Below are 15,227 nucleotides of genomic sequence, written 5' to 3'. Positions count from 1 at the left end.
GTCACCGACGGTCGAGGGCCTCCAGGCGGGCGCCGATGCTGTCGGCCAGTACGCCAAGAGAAGCCCCGAGACGAGTGGTGAGGGCGCGGTAGTCCGTAACCGGCCAGTCGGCCGTCCGGTGCTCGGTCCGGTCGCGGGCCAGCATCGTTTCGTCCGCCGGGTCGAGGATCGTCCAGCGCACACGCGTCCGGACATGCCCTTCTGGGGGGGACGCCTGGTCGTCGGCGTCCGGCCCCGGGGGACGCGGGCCGACGCCCTCGAAGCGGAGAACGTGCAGCTGGAGAAGGTAGTCGAACGTTGCGCCGCGCGGCCATGGCACCATCTCCACGGAGCGGACGCCCGGGCGGGCCTCCAGCGCGCGCGCCACGGAGCGGCCAATGCCCTGGTCCAGGTCCTCGCCCCACCGGTGAAACTCGGAAAATTCGATCGTATTGGCGTCGTGGCGCGTCACGATGCGGGTCTCGTCGAGGTAGGAGGCCAGGCGCGGGGTGCGCAGTCCGATGCGTAGGCCCGTTGTGTCCGGGGAAGATCCCTCTGCCGAGACTGTATCCGGAGACGAGGCGCCGTCGAGGAGATGATAGGTGGCGTCGCTGGTGCGCGGCTCCAGCAGGCGCACGCACCCCGCCACGGCGAGCCCGACCAGGCCCATGGCCAAGACCCCCAGCCCGAGCCGACGCAGAAAAACGGAAGCGGAAGACACGGTCATGCGACTACTGTTCGTTCGAGGGAGGGGGTTCTTCGCGGCCGCGGAGGAACATGCTGGGGTTTCGCTCCAGGGACTGGATGAGCACCCGCAGGGCCTCCGTGGCCTCCGACAGGTTCGAGAGGGCCTCGTTCATCTGGTAGCCGATGCCGGAGTCGGTGGACAGGGTCTGGTCCACCTCGGTCATCGTGCGGCGCATGCGCTTCAGGGTCTTGCGGAGCTGCCGGCTCGTCGTTTCGAGCTCGTCGGCCGTCGGCTCCACGCCCCGGTCGAGCCGTTGGATGAGGGACTGCGCGTCCTTGATGGTGGCCCGGAGCCGCTCGGTGGCCTTCGGCATGTCCTGCAGCGTGGTGCGCACCTCCTCGGACTCGACCACCTCCCGCACCGACTCGATGGTGGTGAGTGCCGAGCGGTTGATCGCCTCGGCGTCGAGCGCCTCCAGCTTGTCGTTGGCGTTGACGAGGAACGTGACCAGGTTTTCGTTGATCTGCGTCACGTCGAACTGGCGCAGGTTCGTGACGAGGCCGGACGCCCCCTCCCCGAGCTTGGCGAGGGGCGAGAGCTCGGTCGGAATGGAGAGTCGGGACGGCGGCCCCTGAGCGAGCACGGCCGAGTCCGGGTTGGAAATGTACGTGAGCTCGACGTACAGCTTGCCGGTGACGATGCTCTCAAGCTGCAGCTGGGCGCGCAGTCCGTCCTCGATTTGGTCGCGGAGCAGGGCCGGGTCGTCAAGGTTGAGGCGCGCCCCGGTCGTGTCCGTTACGGGATCGAGGTTGATCGCGTACTGCACCGGCACCTGAAACGTCTCGTTTTCGAGGTCGACGCGCAGATTGATGTCGGTCACCTCGCCGATGGGCACGCCCTTGAACTTGACCGGGGCGCCCACGTCGAGCCCGTTGACCGACTCATCGAAGTAGCTGATGAACGTCGTCCGCTGCTCGAAGAAGTGTCCGGAGCCGAAGGCCCCCACCCCCACGACGCCCAGCGCCAGGGCGCCGACGACGAAGAGGCCGATAAGGGTCGGGCTGACACGTTGGCTCATAGATCGGAGCGTCGAGCGGGCGGGGGCCCGGCACTATTCATTGTCGAGAGACCGAGTCAGAAACTGGTACACGCGCTCGTTGGGTGGGTTGCTTCGCAGGTCCTCGGGCGGGCCGAGGGCCGTCATCGTCTTGGTTTCAATGTCGAGGTAGAGCGCGCGGTCGGCGATCGTAAAGATGCTTTCGAGGTCGTGGCTCACCACCACGACGGTCGTGTTGAGGCTGTCGCGCAGCTGCAGAATCAGGTCGTCGAGGCGCCGGGCGCTGATCGGGTCGAGGCCGGAGGTGGGCTCGTCGAAGAACAGCAGGTCGGGGTCGAGGGCGATGGCCCGGGCCAGGGCGGCGCGCTTCCGCATCCCCCCGCTGATTTCGTGGGGACGGAAGTCCTCAAAGCCGCGCAGGCCGACGAGGGCCAGTTTAAGCGACACGATCCGGTCGATGTCCGGGGCCGTGAGGGCCGTGTGTTCTTCGAGGGGCAAGGCCACGTTCTCGGCGAGCGTCATGGTGCTCCAGAGCGCGTCCGCCTGGTAGAGGATGCCCACCTCACGGAGCATCGCCGCGCGTTCGTCGGCGTTCATGGCCCATAGGTCGCGCCCCTCAATCCGAATCGTGCCCGCGGACGGGTGCATCTGCCCGAACAGGTGCTTGAGCAACGTGCTCTTGCCGGACCCGCTCCCGCCCATGATGGCAAAAACTTCCCCCGACTCCACGTCAAACGTGAGGTCTTCCATCACCACGAAGGACCCGAAGGCGAGCACGAGGTCCTCGGCCGAAATGGCGGGAGGGGACGGAGGAGACGACACGGCGAAACCGGAGAATGCGAGTTGGGAACGGGAGGCCTGGAGGGCGAGTGCTCGGCCGCGCTCGTCGGGCGGGCCGTTCGTACCCCCCCTTAAAATTGGAGCACGGCGGCGGCCCAGTCAATGATGGCGTTGGCGAAGACGATGAGGAGGATGCCGGTGACGACGGCGGACGTGGTGGCCTGGCCCACCGCGGAGGCGTCGTCTCCGGTGTGGAGGCCGCGCATGCACCCGGCGAGGCCGATGATGCCCCCGTACACGACGGCTTTGAAGATGCCCACGAGGGCATCGGACAGCACGACCGGTTCCAGAAGGCCCATGAGAAATTGCGTGGTCGTGAGGTCGAGCATCGTTACGGCCACGCCCATGCCGCCGAGAATGCCCAGTGCGTCCGCGTAGAGCGTAAGCATGGGCAGGGCCAGCACCACCGCCAGAATGCGGGGGGTCACCAGAAAGTCGATCGGCGAGATGCCGAACGTTTCCAGCGCGTCGATCTCCTCGTTCACCTTCATGCTTCCGAGCTCGGCGGCGAACGCGGCCCCGGTGCGCCCCGTCATGATGATGGCGGTCATGAGGGCCCCCAGCTCCCGCAGCATGCCGTAGCTGACGAGGTAGGACACAAAGTAGTCGGCCCCGAACCGCTGGAGCACCACCGCCCCCAAAAACGCGACGATGAGGCCGACGAGGAGGCTGATGACCGTGACGATGGGCAGGGCCGACGCGGTGCTTGCCTGCAGGGCCTCCCCGAAGGCGCGCCAGCGCATCCGTCCCTGTCCCGTGAGGACGGCCCCCACACTGCGGACGGCCCGCCCCAGAAACGTGACGAGTGCGTGTGCCTCATCGTACGCGGCTAGGCCCCAGTGGCCGAGGCGGGCGAGCAGAGATGTGTCTTCCGCTTCCGGCGTCGTGTCCTCCTCCGGCACGGCCTGCGAGAGCGCAACGAGCCGCTCGAGGGCAGCGGGGAGCGTACCGGTCTGCACCTCCAGGCCGTGGGCCCGGCCGTAGTCGGCAACCTCGAAGAGGAAGGTGACGAGGCTGCTGTCCCAGTCGCCCAGCTCGGAGGTGTCAAATGCAATCGCCGTTACGGGACTCGATGGGGCGGCGTTCACCACGACGGCCTGCACGTCGGGCAGAGGCGAGGCGAGCGTCCAGTCGCCCACGGGGGCGAGGACCAGTGTCTCGTCGGCATGGCGCGTCTCGACCTGCATCGCGGCGGATGCGGTTCGCGGAAAGGAAGAGGGCGATCGGAGGAAGAGGCGCTCGGCGGTGAGAACCCGGTGTTGAGGAGGACGAGGATGCTACCGGCCATCGCTGGCGTCCGTCCGTTCCTGCACGCGCTCCCGGTACTCTTCGTTGGCATAGACGGCCACCTCGACGCGCCGGTTTTGCTGTCGTCCCTCCTCTGTCTCGTTGGAGGCGACGGGCTCGGTCTCGCCCCGTCCCACGGACGTCAGGCGGTTCGCGGCAACGCCGAGGGTCCCCAGATAGCTCGTCGCCGATTCCGCACGGCGGTTCGAAAGCTCTCGGTTGTAATCCTCTGCGCCCTGGGCGTCCGTGTGGCCCACGACGAGAATGTTGGTCTCCTCAAACTCCTCCATGCTTTCTGCGAACTCGGTCAGGTTCTGACGGGCCTCGTCGCGGAGGGCGGACGAGTCGAAGTCAAACAGGAGGCCGCTGTCGAACGTCACCTTAATGCCCTCGCCGACCCGTTCGACGTCGGCGTTCTCGAGCTCCTCGTCGAGCTCCTCGGCCTTGGTGTCCATGCGGTTGCCGATGATGGCGCCTGCTGCTCCGCCCACGGCCGCCCCAATGATGGCGCCCTCGGCGGTCCCCCCGGCGGCCTTCCCCACGGCGGCCCCGGCCGCGCCCCCGGCCCCCGTGCCAATGATGGCCCCTTTCTGCGTGTTGCTCAGCGACGAGCACCCGCCGAGGAAGAGGGCCGTGATGAGAAGAAGGAACGGGGCGGAGGGACGAATGGACTGCATGGTGATAGCAGGAAGAATGAAAGGGAAGAGGGTAGAGAAGAACGCAGGGACCCGCGGTGCCTGGGTCCGTCTGCGATTTCTTATCAACGGCAGTTCGAGTCTGAAGTTGCCGCCGAGGGGCGTCGGTGGCTGCACGGCCGCAGACAGGCGGTCCCGGACGGCTCTTGAGGATGTGTCGTGTCCCGATTCGCATGGAGGGCGTCTCTCCTTCGTGTCCCAGTGCCGTCCCCGGACCGGCAGGCGCTCGGGGGGGCTTCCGAGTCAGAGGGCCGAACGTCCGGGGGAGCAGCCTCCGCGGGGACGCAGGCCGATGGGAGGCACAGAGCGTCCGACCGCCGCTATGTGGCTTCCCCGGCCATCGCCTCCGTCAAGGTTTCGCGGGTGTCGTCGAGTCGGGTCTTCAGTGCATCGCTGAGGACGACGTCGTAGTCCCGAGCCGAAGCGGTGGGCGAGTGAAGGCGCGGCGGCAGCTCGCCACGCCGCACCGACGCGTGCTCCCGGACGGCCCCCAGGGGGCGGGGGGCACCCGCCTCGGTCCGTGTCCCATCGGCCATGACCCGCTCCAGCAGCGGGGCCCCGCTCGCCTGTCCGTCCTCGGTCGCGATGACGTCCCGCACGGCCGTTCCCTCTTCGTATTGGCGAAAGACCTGCTTCCGCCCCGGCAGGTTCGACTTGTCAGTGGCGAGTTTCATCCGGGGCGTGCCGGCGTAGCCAGACAGCTTGTAGGCGGTGTCGAGCGCGGGTTGGTCGGCGGAGGTGCCCATCTTGGTGCCCACCCCGAAGCCGTCGATCGGGGCGCCGCGGTCGAGGAGGTCCGCAATCTTGTGTTCATTGAGCCCCCCGCTGACGAAGATCAGGACATCGGTGAGGCCCGCCTCGTCGAGCAGGCTGCGGGACGCCTCGGCCAGCGCCCCGAGGTCGCCGGAGTCGAGCCGGATGCCGCGCACCCGCACGTCGTCGTCCGTCTCGTCCATGAGGTCGATCACCTTGCGCACGCCGTCGAGCGTGTCGTAGGTGTCGACCAGCACGATCGTCTCCGGGTACAGGTCCGAAAAGGCCCGGAAGGCCTCCTTCTCCGAGTCGTGGGCCTCGATGTAGCTATGGGCCATTGTGCCGGTAATCGGCAGGTCGTAGGCCTGCCCGGCGGCCACATTTGAGGTGGCGTCGACCCCCGCGATGTACCCCGCCCGGGCCGCCTTCATCGCTGCGTCGGTGCCGTGGGTGCGGCGCATCCCGAAGTCGGCCACGAGCCGGTCGGTGCCATCGGCCCGGGCGGCCGCCACGATCCGGCTTGCCTTCGAGGCAATCGTCGTCTGGAAGGTGAGCTGGTTCAGCAGAAACGTCTCCACCAGCTGCGCTTCTCCGATGGGGGCCACCACTTCGAGGAGCGGCTCGTTCGGAAAAACTGGTGTGCCCTCCGGGACGGCGTACACGTCGCCGGTAAACTCAACGGTGGCCAGCCAGTCGAGGAACGCGGGGTCGAATGCGTCGTGCGTGGCGAGGTAGTCGAGGGCCTTCTCCGAGAACGAGAGCGTCTCCAGAAACTCGAGGGCCTGCTCCAGCCCACAGGCCAGCAGGTAATTTCGGTCCTTCAGCCGGCGCACGAAGAGGTCGAACACCGCCGGCGCTTTCATGTCCTCCCGCCAGTAGGCCTGCAGCATGGTGAGCTGATAGAGGTCCGTGTGAAGCGCGGACGTCTCGGGGCGAAACGAGTCGAACGACATGAGCGTGAGGGAGACCTGACAACAGAACAGATGGGCGGTGCCGTGCACTGTAGGGGGAGGCGGGCCTCGGTCCCCAGTCGTACGTAGTAACGATGCCCTCGACCCGTGGTTTTCTCGGCCTGGATGGGGGCTCGGGCGTGGAGACCCATACGGGACGCCGAGACGGGCAGGGGCCCCGCTCCTGGAAGGTGCGGCGATGACTGGCGGGGGGAGGTGAGAACCGCCGGAGTGTGGGCCGACGGGGACTGCTCGTCGACGTTGGCTCAGGGGCTCAGGGTCAGCGATGCGTTCAGGGCCCGATCAATCCGGGCCTGCGTCTCGGCCAGGTGGGCTCGCGTCTCCGTCTCAAGATCCGGCGCCTCCAGGGCCGCGTCGAGCTGGGATGACAACTCGGTGAGTTCCAGCCGCGCCATCGAGCGGACGTCCTCGGGGGCATCGATCTGATCGATGCCGGCCGTGGTGATGGTGATCCAGCTGGTGGTGCCCATCATGAGCTCGATCAGGACATCGGCGTAGGTGCGTTGCAGCGGGCGCCGGAACGAATTGATGGGGGCAGGTGGGGCCCCGTCCGTGCCAAGCTCGCTCCAGATGGCATCGGTCATCGTTTGAAAAAGGGGCCCCGGTGTGTATCCCGCGCCGTCCGGGGTGCGGGCCTGGGCGTCGATCATGCGCTGCAGCCGAGCCGGGTGGAATAGCTCACGGAGCAGGCTGCGCTGTATGATGTGCACGCGGCGGTGCACGGGGTAGTCGACGGGAAGGCTCGGGGAGGTGCCCCAATGCGAGCGCCGGTTCGGGGCCAGCTTGTTGAGCCGGTCCGGGTCGAACTGGAAGGCATCGGGGGCGAAGGCCTCCTCCACGAGAAGCTGCACGGCTGCGCGCTGCTCCTTCGCCGAGACGGGCCGAAGTGGGGGACGGGCGTCGGGGGTCCCCTTGTGGTCGCGGGCCACGTAGCTGCCGCCCACGGTTTTCGTGACGGGAAGAAGCGACCGGTACCGTTCCATGAGGAGGGCGGTCGTGGCCCGACGGAGGGGATGGTAGCGCTCGCCTTCGGAGACGAGGCGGTCTTCGAGCGTCGGCATCACCTGCCGAACGAGGTCTGCACGGGTCGCGGCGAAGGCCTTCGGGTCGTTGCCCAGCTCCCACGCGTTCGTCAGCGGATCCACGGCGTAGCCGCCCAGCCAGTTGTCCTCATCGGTCCCGTAGCGGTGCATGGAATCGCTCGATTCGGCCGCGATTTTACTGAGGCCCGCCACCTCATCCGCCATTGTGTCGGCGAGCGGGGCGTCTCGCGTGAGGGGCCCGTCCTCGGACTGGTCAGCGATGGGCATGTAGCCGTACTGGATGGCCCACTCGTCGTAGGGGCCCACGGTCGGGTTCCAGTAGTGGCCCTGCTTCTCTTCGTTGAGGGCCACGTTGACCGGCGCGTAGTCCATCACCGAGAGGCTCACCCCGTGCTCGTCGGTGTAGCTCTCGTCGTGGAGCTCGTCCCTGGGGATGCCCGAGGAGGCCTTGAAGTTGTGGCGCAGGCCGAGCGTGTGGCCCACCTCGTGCATCACCAGATCCTTGATCGCGGCGCCGAGGTAGTCCGTCGGCATGGACTCTCCGGGCGCAATCGTTCCCCGGGCGAGGAGGAGGGTGCGCTGCAGGTTGATCTGCTGCGCCATGCCCCGCTCTGCCCAACAGGCCCGTCGGGCCAGCTCCGGCGAGAGCATCTCGCGGAGGGCCTCGGGCGTATGAGACGACACGGGCCCGTGGGGAACCGTCTTGGTCTCCGCCTCCGGGCCCGGGGTGACCTGGCTGTAGGTGTCCTGCCAGCCGCGGACGAGCGAGGAAGAGATGAGGACATCGGCGTTTAGAATTTCGCCCGTTCGGGGGTCCGTCTGTGAGGGGCCGATGGCGTAGCCCATCTGATGGGCCGCGGTCCACTGGACCGTGGAATAGCGAATGTCCTCGGCGCTCCACGTGGAGTCGTCCGGGGCCATCCGGGCCTCGACGGCGTTCTTGTACCCGGCGGCGCGATAGGCCTCGTTCCAGGCCTCAATGCCCTGCCGCACGTACTTGCGGTACCGTTCGGGCACGGTCCGATCCACGTAGTACACGATCGGCTCGGCCGGCTCCACGCGCTCGCCTCGCTTGTAGGCGGCGGTGTCGCTGGGGGCCAGGCGCCAGCGCTGCACGTAGCGCACATGAGGGTCGGTGGCCGGATCGCGGGAGAAGTCCTTCACCGCCTCGACGAAGTAGCCCACCCGATCGTCGGCGCGGCGCCGCTGCATCCTCGTCTCCGGAAGCTCAAACAGCGAGTACCGCACCCCCACGGGCACGGCCCGGTAGTCGGGCACGGCCTCCCCCCCAATCAGGGGCGCGGACGAGCCCTGATAGGTGAGCGACACGTCGATCTCCGTGTTTTCGGGAAAGCCCCGGGCCTTCGTCACGTGGCTCTTGTCCCGCTGAAACGTGGCCGGGGCGCCGCCAAAGTACAGCTTGAGCCGGTCGCCAATTTCGGGGTAGTCCGACACGAGGAAGTCAGACACCTCAATCAGCAGGTGCCCGGTCGAGTCGTTGCGGCTGACGATGTCGAAGGCCTCCACGACGGAATGGGCCGTGTTGTCTTCGAGGGAGGTGCGCATCGGGCCCGTGTCCGCCCGGAAGCGCACGTTGCGGTGGACGAGATGCACCGTCTCATTCACGCGGCGGAACTGCATCAGGCGCGTGTCGCTGAGGGGCAGCCCGTCGTGCAGGTTGAACACCCCTACTCCCTGGCTGATGTGGAGGGTCAGTCCAAATGGCGTTCCCATCCGCTCCGACGAAATCTCGGCGTAGAGCGTCCCGTCGTCTTTCTCGTGCAGGGGAAGGAAGCCGTCCATCTCCCGGGTGTCCTCCAGGGTGTCGTCCCACGACGCAAACGGATCGTCGTCTCCGTCGTCCCCCTCTGTCGCCGCGTCATCGGGGGCGGACGACGGCGCTTCGGCCGCAGGAGCGGTCGGCTCGTCGGCCGTGTCGTCCGGGCGGACGTTCACCGTCGTGCACCCGGCGAAGAGGAGAATGCCAAGAACAAGCAGGAGGGAGCTACGCATGGACGGAAAAGCATAGAAGGGACGGAAGAAGGGCGCGTCCGCCAGGGACAGTGCCGTCCCGGTGGGCTCGCGACCCGAAGAACGGACGAGCTACTCGGGGGGGGGATGCCCGTACAGCCCCACGGGCCCGTTCCCCGAAGGCCGGGACCGCGCCTGAAACGACGCTACCGAGGGGGCACCGCTTCCTGGTTGGAGTCTGCATCGAGCTGTTCCTGCTTTACCTCCCACCAGCGCTCGGCGAAGTCCTCGAAGAACGACTCCATGAGGTTGTAGAACGCCTCCATGTGTTCGAGGCTTCGTCGGGTCTTCTCGGTCTCGTCGCCGTCGGTGTCAATCCGGGTCAGGAAGCGCTCCGCGAGCGAACGGTTCTCCCGAACCGTCCTCATGTTGAACTTGAAGTTGTTGAAGAAAATGTTGGGGTGAGACTCGTAGTAGTTCCGCCGATTGTTCGGGCCCTCCACCTTGCGCACGTAGTCCATGTCGTCGAGTCGCCGCACGGAAATGGAGATCGGGCCCTTTGAGCGGTCGAGAATCTCGACCATGTCGTCGAGGGACACCGGCTCGCTCTTTGTGAGAAGGAGCCCGACGATCAGCCCTTGCAGGCGTCGTAGGCCGTAGGACTCGTAGATGTTGCCGAACTTTTCGATCAGCTCTTTCTCGATCGGGGAAGGGGCGTTCGATTCGGTCATGTCTTCAGTAGGAACGGTGATGAAAGATGCCAGCTTGGAAGCTGGCGGTCGGTGGGGCCTTGTTTAGATGTTAAAGTCGTCGAATGGTTTGCAAGTTGACAATTTTTTCGGAGCGCAATGCTTTCTAGGGGGCAGGCTGGGGGAACGGTCGTGCCGTGGAGAGGCATCGCGGCGACACGAGCCCCCGAACGGCCTCGACGCAGCAAGACCATCCAGGGGTCTTGCGGGCCTTGTCGCCTCTGCGCACCGTCCAGTGAAACGGCCCGTCCGCTTCCTCCGTGGTCGTGACCTGTCTGCACAGCTCCGCCCGCCACGGGCTCAGCGCCACAGACAGCCCCGAATCCCTGCCCGCGATGACCGGGCACCGCCGAGGAAAAGGCCTCAACGCTGGCACGTTAGCGTCCGACCGCGTGCGTGGGCGCCCCCAGATGAAGGGAGGGACATCCGGATCCGTCTCGGGGTCTCCGAGCGGGCGTCGAGTGCACGGGCGTTGAGCGCATCCGGCGTCGCAATCGTGGCGGGGGCACTCACTCAACGCTTGTGGTCGAGGCGGGGCCGGCTCTTCCCGGCCCGCATGCCCGTGACGTAGCGGCACCCACGAGCCCCCCTGCGCGAAGCATGACTGTATTGTCATGCGTCCGTATCGAAGCCGAGGACCTGCGAGGAAGGCCCGCACAGGCTCCTTGACCTGAAGGGAGCGACCCACGAGAGACCATCCGTACGGACGGAGGTCTCCTTGACGGTTATGGTTATGGTTCTATAATCGAAAAATAATCCTACGGAAAAGACGCTCGCTGAGGCCGACCCGTACATTGCGAAATGGTTTTTTCGCACTGTCTCCCTCCGTCGTGATTCATTCTCGGCCAATGTTGCGTTCCGCCCTCTTCTCGTCCTCTCGTATGCGAGCACTGGGTGCCCTACTCCTCGCTGTGCTCCTCTGGCTTCCGTGGGCCGCAAGGGGGCAGCCGGCAGTGCGCGACACGGCGGTGGTGGCGGAGGCGTTTGAGACGCCGCGCGACGCGTGGGACAACGTGGACACGCCGGCCGTGTGGCACGGGCCGGACGGCCAGCACTGGCTGCTCTCGACCGCAAAGTCGGGCGACGTCATTCGGGTGCACGACGCAACCACCGGGGCCCCCCTTCGACGCGTGGGCGGCTCCGGGAGCGACCTGGGTGAATTTGATCGTCCCAATGGGGTGGCGGTGATCGACGACCTCATGATTGTCGTCGAGCGTGACAACCGCCGCGTACAGGTGGTTTCGTTGCCCTCGTTCGAGCCGCTGGGGGCCTTCGGGGCACCGCTCGACTGGCACCGAGCGGCAGGCGAAGGAGAGGATCGCCTTCGGCTGCCGTACGGGCTCACGGTTTACGAAAGCGACAACGGGACGTACATCCTATACGTCACCGATGCCTTCTCCGAGCCGGATGGGAGCGTCCCGCCACCGTCCGCACTGGACCAGCGCGTCAAGCAGTTTCGCTTTACCGTGGAGGACGGCACCCTGCGGCACCAGCACGTGCGCAACATCGGCGCCACGTCCGGCCCCGGTCGGCTCAAGGTGGTGGAGTCGATCTGGGCCGATCCCGCCCACGACCGGCTCCTGATCGCGGAGGAAAAAGAGGGGGAAGCCCAAATCAAGGTCTACACCCTGGAGGGTACCTTCACCGGGACGACGATCTCGTCTGATTATTTTCGGCACGAGGCGGAGGGCCTCATGCTCTACGAGTGCGGAGGGGATAGCGGGTACTGGCTCGCAACCGACCAGTCCGAAGAGAGCAACGCCTTTCACGTCTTCGACCGTACCGACCTGTCGCACATCGGGGTGTTTCAGGGCAAAACGGTCACCAACACCGACGGCATCTTCGTAACGGAGCGCGCCTTTGGCGACTTCGAATACGGGGCCGTCTACGCGGTGCACAACGACCGAAGCACCGTGGCCGTCGCCTGGGCAGCCATTGCGGAGGCGCTGGGCCTGACGAGGGACTGCCCGGTCCAGTCGTCCGCGGGGTGACGTCGTCCGGTCGGGGCCTCTCGAAGTAGATCTGGGAAGGAAGAGGGCCTGAGCTCAGGGGTTTACATTTCGACAACAGAACCGTCAATGTATCGAAATACGAGGGTTCTACAAGCGTAATCTGGACTTGGTACTTATGTGGGTGGACATGAACGGTGTTCAGTCCTGTTCGTCGGTGCTCGTTCTCCCAGTGGACCTATCCCTCGCACATGCCTCAGCAACGCCCCCCACGCATGCCCAACCAAAGTCGATACATCCTCTTCCTAACACTCCTTTTCGTTGCTCTCTCCTCGCTGCTCGTGCCCAACGCCGCGGCGCAGTCCACCGGCGTCGTGGCCGGCCGGGTGGTCGATGCGGGGGACGGGACGCCCCTGCCCGGTGCGAACGTGATCGTGGATGGCACGTCCACCGGCGCCTCCACGGGTGCGGAGGGCCGCTTCAAGATTCGCGCGGTTCCCACCGGCACGCGACGCCTCGTTGTCTCCTACGTCAGCTACCAGGACACCACCGTCACGGTGGAGGTACGCGGCGACCGGACGGCTACCCGGACCCTTGAGCTGCGGAGCGAAGTCACCGAGGCGGGGGAGGTCGTCGTGACTGGCCTCCGCGAGAGCCAGATGCGGTCGGTGAATCAGAAACGACAGGCCCCGAACGTGGTCGACGCCCTCTCGGCCGACGACATCGGCAACCTGCCGGAGAAAAACGTGGCGGAGGCCGTCCAGCGCCTGCCCGGCATCGTGATGCGCAACGACCGCACGGAGGGCCGCTTCGTCTCGATTCGCGGAAGCGCCGCCAACCTTAACAACGTGACGCTCAACGGCAACTCGATGGCTTCCACTGCGGGGTCGCGCGCCACGGCGCTCGACCTGCTGCCGGCCGAGATGGTATCGAACGTCGAGGTCACGAAGGCGGTGACGCCGGACATGCCGGGAAATGCCATCGGCGGGTCGGTCAATATCTCCACGCTCTCGGCGTTCGACCGCGACGGAAGGTTTGCTTTCGGCTCGGTGCGTGGACTCAGCCACGACCAGCAGGTTAGCGGGCTGCGGGACAACAAATCTCCGTTCCGCGCCAACCTGACTGGTGGTATCAAGTTCGGGGCGGACGATCAGTTCGGCGTCCTTGTGTCCGCGAGCGGCTCCCGTCGAGACTTCACAACCTCTGGGCTCAAGGCCGAAAGCTGGGAATACGCACTGGAGGAGGGCCTGCCGACCACTAACGTTCCGGAGGCCCAGGAACAGATCGTCGAGTCCAACCGGCGAAGCCGATATGCTCTGAACGCAAGCGTCGACTGGCGTCCTTCTGCACAAACATCGGTCTACGTGCGGCCCTACTACACGTATACCGACGAAGAGAAGCTCGACAATGAAATGGAGTATGCCTTGCTCGGGCAGCCGGAGGAGCTGGAGGCAGGCGCAGGATTTGAGAACGGCGCACGGTTTCCCAAGGGCTTCGCAGAGGTCGACCTCAGCTTTACCGAAGAAGAAGAGTCGCTCTGGGGCACCAGTGCCGGATTCGAGCACGATTTCGACAACTCGATTGCCTGGTCGGCCAGTGGCACCTACTCCCGCGGGGTGCTCGATGGCTTCTCGCCGGATGGGGAGTTTGCGCTTGAAGAGGGAACCGAAAAGGCCGCTGGCGTCGCGGACATGTCTAATTTCCTCTTCGACTTTTTCCCGGAGAATCCCAGATACATACGGGACGGAAGCAACTACACGGCCAACGATATCGACCTCGAATACGAGGAGAACACGGAAAACACCTACTCGGCCAAGACCGACGTCCAGGTGCCGTTCACCCTCAGTGAGGTCCCGGGCTACCTCAAGGTCGGTGGGCAGTTCAGTCGTCGGGACAAGGTAGTGAAAGGGGCCGATATCGAAAACATCTACGAGGGCGACGGAAGCCTCACGCTGGGCGACTACCAAGCTCCCCGCGTCCAAACGGTTCAGGTCGACAACTCCCTCATGCCGTTTGCCGACACCGATGCCTTTATCAGCGACTTCCTCAACGAAATCTGCAACCCTCCGTCGAACCGGCGCTTTTCCGGTGACCGCTCTTGCCGGAACTCAGACAGCCCCTTCGTCCTCAATGAGGAAGAGGTTGCGCAAGAGGACGCGGAGAACGACTCCAAAAACGAGGAAAGCATCTACGCGGGATACGCGATGGCGTCGGCCGAATTTGGGGCGCTGACGGCACTGGCAGGAGTCCGCCTCGAACATACGTCGACCTCCTCGACCCGATTCGAGCTGGTGTTCGACGAAGGTGGAGAGTTCGAGACTGGTAGCGAGACCTTCGAGAACGCCTACACCGACGTGCTGCCGTCCGTGCACCTCACGTTCGACGCCCGCGACAATCTCAAATTCCGGGGCGCCTGGTCCAACACCATCGGCCGCCCGGACTACGACGACTTAGCGTCGTTTAGCGAGGTGGAGATCAACGACACGGGCAATCAGCTCAGGGCCAGCATCAACGAGGGCAACCCGGATCTGGAGCCCTACCGGGCGATGAATTTCGATCTCACTGCTGAATACTACTTCGAAGGTGGCGGGCTGGCGTCTGTGGCTGGGTTTTACAAGCGGATTGACAACCCGATCTACGAGTTCGAGAGTGAGGAGCGCAACGTCCAGGACCCCTTTGGGGACGGACGCACCTTCGATCGGGTGCAGCGAGAGCAGGAGCGAAACGCCGACCTTGGCACGATTCTCGGGCTGGAGGCCACGTACCAGCAGCCGTTCGTCTTCCTGCCGGCGCCCTTCGACGGCCTCGGGCTCAACTCGAACCTGACGGTGACCGACTCGGAGGTCGACGTGCCCAGCCGTGAGGGCGACTTCCCGTTCTTCGAGCAGGCGGACCTGGTGTACAACGCCGTTCCGTACTTTCAGAAGGCTGGCTTCGAGACGCGCGTCGCGCTAAATTACCGTGGTGACTACCTGCTGGACCTGGGCGACACCCCGGTGGAGGACACGTACGTGAAGGAGCGCACCACGGTGGACGTCAACGCCAGCTACGAATTCAACGATGTGTTGGCGCAGCCGACCCTGATGGTCCAGATCGAGAACGTCACCAATGAGCCGGAGGTGGAGTACGAAGGGCAGGAAGAAAACCTTGGCTATCACTTCCTGAGTGGCCGTACCGTCACGATCGGCTTCTCGGCGGAGTTCTAACCCGGCCCTCGGCACCGTAGCCCATTCGCGCCGTCACGC

10 protein-coding genes are annotated in these 15,227 nt (G+C 65.6%); 2 read left to right on the top strand and 8 right to left on the bottom strand.

Annotated elements, in window-relative coordinates; genetic code table 11:
* Nucleotide 1: 1 nt before the first annotated feature.
* The 8 genes from B7R93_RS05020 to B7R93_RS04985 all read right to left on the bottom strand — a co-directional run bounded on the left by B7R93_RS05020 (nucleotide 2) and on the right by B7R93_RS04985 (nucleotide 10,015).
* Complete coding sequence (locus tag B7R93_RS05020; RefSeq protein WP_103019719.1) at nucleotides 2-706, bottom strand: PqiC family protein; 705 nt, start codon at nucleotides 704-706, stop codon at nucleotides 2-4.
* A gap of 4 nt (nucleotides 707-710) precedes the next feature.
* Nucleotides 711-1,745: an MlaD family protein gene (locus tag B7R93_RS05015; protein WP_103019718.1), complete on the bottom strand. Its 1,035-nt coding sequence runs from the start codon at nucleotides 1,743-1,745 to the stop codon at nucleotides 711-713.
* Between the two features lie 33 nt (nucleotides 1,746-1,778).
* A complete protein-coding gene (locus tag B7R93_RS05010; RefSeq protein ID WP_103019717.1) occupies nucleotides 1,779-2,546 on the bottom strand; it encodes an ABC transporter ATP-binding protein in 768 nt (255 codons plus the stop codon).
* Nucleotides 2,547-2,635: 89 nt separating this feature from the next.
* Nucleotides 2,636-3,751, bottom strand: a complete 1,116-nt coding sequence (locus B7R93_RS05005) for an MlaE family ABC transporter permease (protein ID WP_103019716.1) — start codon at nucleotides 3,749-3,751, stop codon at nucleotides 2,636-2,638.
* Nucleotides 3,752-3,841: 90 nt separating this feature from the next.
* Nucleotides 3,842-4,528 carry a YiaD family glycine zipper/OmpA-like lipoprotein gene (locus tag B7R93_RS05000; protein WP_103019715.1) on the bottom strand — a complete coding sequence of 229 codons (687 nt, stop codon included), beginning with the start codon at nucleotides 4,526-4,528 and terminating at the stop codon, nucleotides 3,842-3,844.
* 338 nt (nucleotides 4,529-4,866) lie between these two features.
* Nucleotides 4,867-6,252 (bottom strand): nicotinate phosphoribosyltransferase, encoded by a 1,386-nt coding sequence (locus B7R93_RS04995; RefSeq protein WP_103019714.1) that lies wholly within the window; start codon nucleotides 6,250-6,252, stop codon nucleotides 4,867-4,869.
* Between the two features lie 263 nt (nucleotides 6,253-6,515).
* Nucleotides 6,516-9,326 (bottom strand): zinc-dependent metalloprotease, encoded by a 2,811-nt coding sequence (locus B7R93_RS04990; RefSeq protein WP_103019713.1) that lies wholly within the window; start codon nucleotides 9,324-9,326, stop codon nucleotides 6,516-6,518.
* Between the two features lie 164 nt (nucleotides 9,327-9,490).
* On the bottom strand, nucleotides 9,491-10,015 hold the full coding sequence (locus B7R93_RS04985) for a GbsR/MarR family transcriptional regulator (protein ID WP_103019712.1): 525 nt from the start codon (nucleotides 10,013-10,015) through the stop codon (nucleotides 9,491-9,493).
* A gap of 899 nt (nucleotides 10,016-10,914) precedes the next feature.
* Here B7R93_RS04985 and B7R93_RS04980 point away from each other — a divergent pair.
* Together B7R93_RS04980 and B7R93_RS04975 are read left to right on the top strand one after the other, a co-directional pair.
* On the top strand, nucleotides 10,915-12,024 hold the full coding sequence (locus B7R93_RS04980; RefSeq protein ID WP_232798037.1) for an NHL repeat-containing protein: 1,110 nt from the start codon (nucleotides 10,915-10,917) through the stop codon (nucleotides 12,022-12,024).
* A gap of 233 nt (nucleotides 12,025-12,257) precedes the next feature.
* A complete protein-coding gene (locus tag B7R93_RS04975; protein ID WP_103019710.1) occupies nucleotides 12,258-15,188 on the top strand; it encodes a TonB-dependent receptor in 2,931 nt (976 codons plus the stop codon).
* The last annotated feature ends 39 nt before the right edge of the window (nucleotides 15,189-15,227 follow it).

The organism is Salinibacter altiplanensis (assembly GCF_002894645.1).
Lineage (GTDB): Bacteria > Bacteroidota > Rhodothermia > Rhodothermales > Salinibacteraceae > Salinibacter > Salinibacter altiplanensis.
This window is presented reverse-complemented; position numbering and strand designations above follow the sequence as displayed.

Excerpts from the sequence above, each read along its gene's own strand:
- B7R93_RS05020 (WP_103019719.1), bottom strand. The coding sequence starts at position 706 with ATGACCGTGTCTTCCGCTTCCGTTTTTCTGCGTCGGCTCGGGCTGGGG.
- B7R93_RS05015 (WP_103019718.1), bottom strand. The coding sequence starts at position 1,745 with ATGAGCCAACGTGTCAGCCCGACCCTTATCGGCCTCTTCGTCGTCGGC.
- B7R93_RS05005 (WP_103019716.1), bottom strand. The coding sequence starts at position 3,751 with ATGCAGGTCGAGACGCGCCATGCCGACGAGACACTGGTCCTCGCCCCC.
- B7R93_RS05000 (WP_103019715.1), bottom strand. The coding sequence starts at position 4,528 with ATGCAGTCCATTCGTCCCTCCGCCCCGTTCCTTCTTCTCATCACGGCC.
- B7R93_RS04995 (WP_103019714.1), bottom strand. The coding sequence starts at position 6,252 with ATGTCGTTCGACTCGTTTCGCCCCGAGACGTCCGCGCTTCACACGGAC.
- B7R93_RS04990 (WP_103019713.1), bottom strand. The coding sequence starts at position 9,326 with ATGCGTAGCTCCCTCCTGCTTGTTCTTGGCATTCTCCTCTTCGCCGGG.
- B7R93_RS04985 (WP_103019712.1), bottom strand. The coding sequence starts at position 10,015 with ATGACCGAATCGAACGCCCCTTCCCCGATCGAGAAAGAGCTGATCGAA.
- B7R93_RS04980 (WP_232798037.1), top strand. The coding sequence starts at position 10,915 with ATGCGAGCACTGGGTGCCCTACTCCTCGCTGTGCTCCTCTGGCTTCCG.
- B7R93_RS04975 (WP_103019710.1), top strand. The coding sequence starts at position 12,258 with ATGCCCAACCAAAGTCGATACATCCTCTTCCTAACACTCCTTTTCGTT.